This window comes from Pseudonocardia lutea (assembly GCF_042658055.1).
In the GTDB taxonomy this organism is placed as follows: domain Bacteria; phylum Actinomycetota; class Actinomycetes; order Mycobacteriales; family Pseudonocardiaceae; genus Pseudonocardia; species Pseudonocardia lutea.
In genome coordinates this window covers 1-6,811 of record NZ_JBHSQK010000123.1, presented here as the reverse complement: position 1 = coordinate 6,811, position 6,811 = coordinate 1, and the positions used below count along the sequence as shown (strand labels likewise).

Below are 6,811 nucleotides of genomic sequence, written 5' to 3'. Positions count from 1 at the left end.
ACGCCCGCGGCCCTGTCAACAACGTCTCGGGTCACCACATTCTACCTGCAGCAGGTCCTCGGCCGGTCGCCCCTGGTCACCGGCCTGACCTTGGCCCCGACGACGGTCGCGGTGGGGATCGCGAACCTGCTCGCCGGCCGCCTCGGCGACCCGCGCCGGACCGTCCTCGCGGGGTCGGCCCTGCTCGCCGCGGGCTGCCTGACGGCGGTCGCGGTGGACGCGGTCGTCGCCGGTCTCGCGGTGGCCGGGTTCGGCCTCGGGCTGGTGGTCCCGGCCATGACGGCGGCGCTGCTCGGCAGGGTCGAACCGGCGCGGTCGGGCGTCGCGGCGGGGACCCTGAACACCGCCCGTCAGGCCGGCAGCGTGCTGGGGGTGGGTCGTGCGCGAGGTGTGCACGAGAGCACCGTTCGTGCGGGGTGGGGCGGGTTCAGGCGCAGACGACGTGGCTCAGCAGGTGCCGGGCGCCCGCGCGGAGGTCGTCGAGGGCGAGTCCGGAGCCGGACAGGTGGCGGAGCAGGGCCTGCTGGAACAGCCCGTCGAAGGTCGCGTACGCCAGGGCCGAGCTGCAGGTGGGCTCCCGGCCGGCGAGCTCGGCGTACCGCCCGACGATCCGCCAGATCATCCGCTCGAGGGTCTCGTCGATCTCGGCGACGTCCGGCCGGAACGACTCCTCGAACAGCGACTGCGAGCGCAGGTCGTACCAGAGCCGGTGCATCAGCGCGTCGTCCCGGCAGGTGGCCGCGAGGCCCTCGGCGAAGTCCGCGGCCAGCCCCTCCGCGGTCGACGAGTCGGTGACGACGGCGTCGTAGCGCTGCACGCAGACGGCCTTGTACCGCCGCACGCAGTACATGATCAGCTCGACCTTGTCGCGGAAGTAGTAGTGCAGCGTGCCGTGGCTGAACTCGGTGTTCTGGGCGATCTCGCGCAGGCTGGTGCGTGCGTAGCCCCGCTCGGACAGCGTCTGCAGCGCCCCCTCGGCCAGCAGCCGGCGGCGCTCCTCGAACTTGTCGACCTGGCGGCGGGCCACCCGGTCGGCAGCGGTGGTCACGGTGGGCAAGGGTAGCGGACCGGACGACCGTTCAGAGAGTCCTCGACGGTCGTCCGGGCCGTCCGCCCGGCTGCCCGGCGCGGTCAGGAGCTCACGTGGGAGAGGAGGCGCAGCTCGTCGTCCGTGAGCCGCAGGGCGAGCATCGGCAGCAGGTTCTGCAGCTGCTCCACGGTGCGGGCGGAGGCGATCGGGGCGGCGACCGTGTCCTGGGCGGCCAGCCAGGCCAGTGCGACGGCCGGGACCGGGACCCCGTGGCCGGCGGCGATCTCGTCGAGCACGGCCAGCACCGCGGGCCCGCGCGGGTCGTCGAGGTAGGCCGAGGCGCCCTCCGCCCGCACGCTGTCGACCTTCTCCCCGCGGTACTTGCCGGTCAGGAAGCCCTTGGCCAGCGCGTAGTACGGCAGGCAGGCGATCCCCTCGGACCGCAGCAGGTCCTGCAGCGAGGACTCGAACTCCGCGCGCTCCATCAGGTTGTAGTGCGGCTGCAGCGCGGTGAAGCGGACCAGCCCGTCCCGGTCGGAGATCTCCAGCGCCGAGCGCAGCCGCTCCGCGGAGAAGTTCGACGCCCCGACCTGGCGGACCTTGCCCTCCCTGACCAGCGCGTCGAAGGCGTCGAGCGTCTCCTCCTGCACGGTGTCGGGGTCGTCCTTGTGCGCGTAGTAGAGGTCGATGCGGTCGGTGCGCAGCCGGCGCAGCGAGTCCTCGCAGGCGGCCTTGATGTTCTCGCCGCCGAGCCCCGCGCGCCGCGGCAGCGACCCGACCTTGGTCGCGACGACCATCCGGTCGCGGTTGCCGCGCGCGGCCATCCAGTTCCCGATGATCGTCTCGGATTCGCCGCCGCTGTTGCCGGGCACCCGGAACATGTACGAGTCCGCGGTGTCGACGAACGTGCCGCCCGCCTCGGCGAAGGCGTCGAGCACCGCGAACGAGGTGTCGGCGTCGGCGGTCCAGCCGAAGACGTTGGCCCCCAGGCACAGGGGCGAGACCTCGAGTTTCCCCACAGTCGGCATGGTCGACGAGCCTACGACCGCGATCGGGTGGTGGGCCCGTTGAACGGTTGGCACTCTCATGGGTAGAGTGCCAATCGCACAGTTCAGGTCGGGTCGCCCCGGCACCCGCGACGGCGGGGCCCCTGGTCGGCTGTCGGTGGACAGTACTACGGACAGTTCGTGAGTCACCCCAGGAAAGGGGAGGTCATCGTGGCGAACATCAAGCCGCTCGAGGACAAGATCGTCGTCCAGGCCAGCGAGGCCGAGACCACCACGGCCTCCGGCATCGTGATCCCGGACACCGCCAAGGAGAAGCCCCAGGAGGGCAAGGTCCTGGCCGTGGGCCCGGGCCGGATCGACGACAACGGCAACCGCGTCCCCCTCGACGTGAACGTCGGCGACGTCGTCATCTACTCGAAGTACGGCGGCACCGAGGTCAAGTACAACGGCGAGGAGTACCTGATCCTCTCCGCGCGCGACGTGCTCGCCGTCGTCAACTGACGACTCCCGCGTGAACCCCGCCCCGGCGGCCTGTAGTCCGTCTCACGGGCGTGGCCCCGGGGCGGTTCCGTCTCACCCCATGAACGAGAGGCTCTGATGCCGAAGCAGATCAGCTTCGACGAGACCACGCGGCGCGCGCTCGAGCGCGGTGTCAACCAGCTCGCCGACGCCGTGAAGGTGACGCTCGGCCCGCGCGGCCGCCACGTCGTCATCGACAAGAAGTTCGGTGGCCCGACCGTCACCAACGACGGTGTGACCATCGCCCGCGAGATCGACCTCGAGGACCCCTACGAGAACCTCGGGGCGCAGCTCGCCAAGACCGTCGCCACCAAGACGAACGACGTCGCGGGCGACGGCACCACCACCGCCACCGTGCTCGCCCAGGCGCTGGTCCGCGAGGGCCTGCGCAACGTGGCGGCCGGCGCCAACCCGACCGCCCTCGGCCGCGGCATCGCCGCCGCCGCGGACAAGGTGTCGGAGTGGCTGCTGGAGAAGGCCATTCCGGTCAACGGCGCCGAGCACATCGCCCAGGTCGGCACCATCGCCTCCCGCGAGGAGGAGATCGGCCGGCTGATCGCCGACGCGATCGGCTCCGTCGGCAACGACGGCGTGATCACCGTCGAGGAGGGCTCCACGCTCGCCACCGAGCTGGAGATCACCGAGGGCCTGCAGTTCGACAAGGGCTACCTGTCGCCGTACTTCGTCACGGACGCGGAGAGCATGGAGGCCGTCCTCGAGGACGCCTACATCCTCCTGCACCGCGAGAAGATCAGCTCCATCCAGGACCTGCTCCCGCTGCTGGAGAAGGTCCTCGGCGAGGGGCGGCCCCTGCTGATCATCGCCGAGGACGTCGAGGGCGAGGCCCTGTCGACGCTGGTCGTCAACTCGATCCGCAAGACCATCAGGGTCGCCGCGGTCAAGTCGCCGTTCTTCGGCGACCGCCGCAAGGCCTTCATGGACGACCTCGGCATCGCCACCGGCGGGACCGTCATCAACCCGGAGGTCGGGCTCAAGCTCTCCGAGGCCGGGCTGGACCTGCTGGGCCGGGCGCGGCGGGTCGTCGTCACCAAGGACACCACGACGATCGTCGAGGGTGCCGGCAAGTCCGACGACATCCAGGGCCGGATCGCCCAGATCAAGGGCGAGATCGAGACCACCGACTCCGACTGGGACCGCGAGAAGCTGCAGGAGCGGCTGGCCAAGCTGTCCGGCGGCGTCGCGGTCATCAAGGCCGGTGCGGCCACCGAGACCGCCCTCAAGGAGCGCAAGCACCGCATCGAGGACGCCGTCTCCGCGACCCGCGCCGCGGTCGAGGAGGGCATCGTCCCCGGTGGCGGCTCGGCGCTGGTCCAGGCCGCCGCCGCGCTGGAGGAGCTGAAGCTCTCCGGCGACGAGGCCACCGGTGTCGCGATCGTCCGCCGCGCGCTGACCGCCCCGCTGTACTGGATCGCCGCCAACGGCGGTGTCGAGGGCGCGGTCGTCACCGCCCGCGTCGCCGAGCAGGAGTGGGGGCAGGGCTTCAACGCCGCCACGCTGACGTACTCGGACCTGCTGGCGGACGGTGTCATCGACCCGGTCAAGGTCACGCGCAACGCCGTGGTCAACGCCGCGTCGATCGCGCGCATGGTGCTCACCACGGAGAGCGCCGTCGTCGACAAGCCCGAGGACGAGAAGCCGGCCCCCGCGGCCGGTCACGGGCACGGGCACTGATCCGGCTCCGGCAGTAGGCGCAAGGCGAAGGGCGGGTGGCCTCGCGGCCACCCGCCCTTCGGCGTTCTCCGGCGCTCCGACGGGCCGTGTCGCCGGTCAGACCGGCTGGACGCCCGTCTTCCCGTCGATCCGCAGCCGCCGGTCGCGGCCCCGGATGATCGCCTCCCGCTCGTGCTCGGAGAGCCCGCCCCACACGCCGTAGGGCTCCTGGACCTCCAGCGCGTGCCGCCGGCACGTCTCCAGCACCGGGCACCCCGCGCAGATCTCCTTGGCGCGCCGCTCGCGGTTCGCCCGCGCCGGCCCGCGCTCACCCTCGGGGTGGAAGAAGAACGAGCTGTCCATCCCGCGGCACGCGCCCTGCATCTGCCAGTCCCAGATGTCGGAGACCGGCCCCGGAAGCCGCCTGATGTCCGCCACCGTCATCACCCACCCGTCGAAGCGAAGTCGTTGCTCGGCAACGAGGTGCCCAGCCTAGAACCGCGCCAAACCTTGTTCAAGAGAAGAATTGCCGGAACCGTGTCGCGGTTGCCCGCTGCCGGGCGACCCCCGACCATGGGCGGATGACCACGCAGCCGGTGCCGGAGCACGCACCCGATCGCGCCGTGCCGCCGCGCCGGGAGCGGGCCGACGGGGAGCGCGCCGACGACGAGGAGCCGGGCACCGAGGAGCCGGGCACCGAGGAGCCGGACGCGGCCGACCGCGGGCCGGATACCCCCTCCGGGTCCGGCGACACCCCCCGGCTGACGGTGGCGGCCGTGGCGCGCCGGCTCGGGGTCGCCCCGGCCACCCTGCGCACCTGGGACCGGCGCTACGGGCTCGGGCCCTCGGCGCACACCCCGGGCTCCCACCGCCGCTACGGGGCCACCGACCTCGCCCGCCTCGAACTGATGCAGCAGGCGCTGCTGCAGGGCGCCACGCCCGCGGAGGCCGCGCGGCACGCCCTCGCCGCGCCGCTGCCGGAGCCGGGCACCGGGCGGCCCGTCGGGGTGGCCGGCACCGGGACCGCGGAGACCGGGTCCGGGGAGGGCGGCCCGGTGCTGCTCGCCGGCCACCCGTCGGACGACGAGCTCGACCTCGGTGCGCGCGTGCGGGTCGGCGGCCGGGTGCTGCGGCTGCCGGGCGCGAGCCGGCGGGCCCGCGGGGTGGGGCGCGCGGCCCTGTCGATGGACGCGCCCGCGGTGCGCCGGCTCGTCGACGAGGCCATCGAGGCCGACGGGCTGGTCCGGACCTGGAACGACGTCGTGCGGCCGGTGCTGAGCGCGGTCGCCGAGCGCTGGGAGTCGACCGGGGCCGGGGTGGAGATCGAGCACCTGGTCAGCGAGGCCGTGACCGCCGTGTACGGCGCCCGGTCGGTCGCGGCGACCCTGCCGGGGGCGGACGCCCGCCCCGTCCTCCTGGCGGGCGCGCCGGGCGAGTGGCACAACCTGCCGTTCGCGGTGCTGGGTGCCGTGCTGGCCGAGCGGGGTGTGGCGTACCGGCCGCTGGGCCCCGACCTGCCCCTCGACGCGCTGGTGGCCGCCGTCCGCCGGACCGCACCCGCCGCGGTCGTGCTCTGGGCCCAGGCGCCGAGGACGGCAGATCCCGGGCTCTTCGCCGCGCTGCCCCGTACCCGGCCCCGGTTCCGCTCGTTTGCTGCAGGGCCGGGCTGGGGGGAAAGCACCCTGCCGTCACGGATCGGGCGCCTGGGGTCGTTGGCCTCGGCGGCGGACACGCTGGCGGATCTGGCCGTGCTCACTCACACGAACTAGTACATGTGGGTGGTCTCTCCGACGCCGACCCGAACGGATCCGCCCACTTGGTCGACAACCGCCTGAGTGAGGTGCCTTCGGCGGGCGCCCCGGCGTGTCGGTCGGAGCGACGGGACGAGCGGAGCCCGTGGTGCGCTGGACGGCCGCCGTGGCCCTCGGCGGGCAAGGGCGGTACGCCGCCGCGGCGGCTCTCCTGGAGGGCCTGGTGCGGGACGCCCGGGTGCCGCCGGGGATCCGTGCGCACGCCCTCGTCACCCGTGCCTCGCACCTGCGCCAGCGGGGTGGGCACGTCCTCGCCGAGCGGCTCGACGGACGCGCGCCGGCCCTCGTCGCGGGGATCTCCGGCGCCTCGTCGGGGACCGGCGGCCGGGAGGCGGGGTCGGTCGGCCGGCACGGCCCGCCGAGCACCGCCGCGCCGCCGGTGCGGAGGGGCGTTCCCGGGACCGGGCCGGGACCCGAGGGACCGGGCCGCCCTGCCACGCGCCCCCGGGCCGGGCCTCGGCGCCGTCCCGCGCACCGCCATGGGCGAGGTCCCCGCGAGCCCGTGTGCGGACCCGTTCTCGGCCCACGTCGACGCGCTCACCGGGCTCCGCGGCCGACGTGCTCGGGCAGGGCGCGACGACCCGCGCGGCGCGCCTGTTGAGCAGGGCGGATGCCCTCCTGGCGGGCCCGACCCGACCGCCCGGGCGGGGCGTCGGAGGGGGCGTCGGAGGGGGCGTCGCCCTGGCGTCCTGCGGTGCGGGCCGCGTGGGTGCGGCCGAGCTCGCGCTCGCCCGCGGCGACCTCATGACGGCCTCCGCCGCGGCGGTCCGGCC

At 74.1% G+C, this 6,811-nt stretch carries 7 protein-coding genes and 1 pseudogene; 4 read left to right on the top strand and 4 right to left on the bottom strand.

Annotation, left to right across the window (positions count from 1 at the left end; genetic code table 11):
- Positions 1-12: 12 nt before the first annotated feature.
- Positions 13-360: pseudogene (locus ACFQH9_RS31350) on the top strand (MFS transporter); the annotation flags it as partial.
- Between the two features lie 67 nt (positions 361-427).
- On the opposite strand, the gene ACFQH9_RS31345 reads toward ACFQH9_RS31350, so the two are convergent.
- Positions 428-1,048 carry a TetR/AcrR family transcriptional regulator gene (locus ACFQH9_RS31345; RefSeq protein ID WP_379571958.1) on the bottom strand — a complete coding sequence of 207 codons (621 nt, stop codon included), beginning with the start codon at positions 1,046-1,048 and terminating at the stop codon, positions 428-430.
- An 83-nt stretch (positions 1,049-1,131) separates the two neighbouring features.
- Positions 1,132-2,058, bottom strand: coding sequence for an aldo/keto reductase (locus tag ACFQH9_RS31340; RefSeq protein WP_379571956.1), 927 nt, complete (start codon positions 2,056-2,058; stop codon positions 1,132-1,134).
- 186 nt (positions 2,059-2,244) lie between these two features.
- Here ACFQH9_RS31340 and groES point away from each other — a divergent pair, with 186 nt between their 5' ends.
- Entirely contained in the window at positions 2,245-2,538 is a 294-nt protein-coding gene (gene groES, locus ACFQH9_RS31335) for a co-chaperone GroES (protein WP_345384738.1), read from the top strand.
- 96 nt (positions 2,539-2,634) lie between these two features.
- Positions 2,635-4,248 (top strand): chaperonin GroEL, encoded by a 1,614-nt coding sequence (gene groL, locus ACFQH9_RS31330; RefSeq protein ID WP_379571954.1) that lies wholly within the window; start codon positions 2,635-2,637, stop codon positions 4,246-4,248.
- Positions 4,249-4,344: 96 nt separating this feature from the next.
- On the opposite strand, the gene ACFQH9_RS31325 is transcribed toward groL, so the two are convergent.
- Positions 4,345-4,665 carry a WhiB family transcriptional regulator gene (locus ACFQH9_RS31325; RefSeq protein ID WP_379571952.1) on the bottom strand — a complete coding sequence of 107 codons (321 nt, stop codon included), beginning with the start codon at positions 4,663-4,665 and terminating at the stop codon, positions 4,345-4,347.
- 143 nt (positions 4,666-4,808) lie between these two features.
- On the opposite strand from ACFQH9_RS31325, the gene ACFQH9_RS31320 reads away from it, so the two are divergent.
- The gene (locus ACFQH9_RS31320; RefSeq protein ID WP_379571950.1) at positions 4,809-5,996 is read left to right on the top strand and encodes a MerR family transcriptional regulator; all 1,188 of its coding nucleotides are present in this window, start codon (positions 4,809-4,811) and stop codon (positions 5,994-5,996) included.
- A gap of 579 nt (positions 5,997-6,575) precedes the next feature.
- On the opposite strand, the gene ACFQH9_RS31315 is transcribed toward ACFQH9_RS31320, so the two are convergent.
- Positions 6,576-6,811: hypothetical protein (locus tag ACFQH9_RS31315; protein ID WP_379571948.1), on the bottom strand; the 236-nt coding region annotated here is incomplete at its 5' end.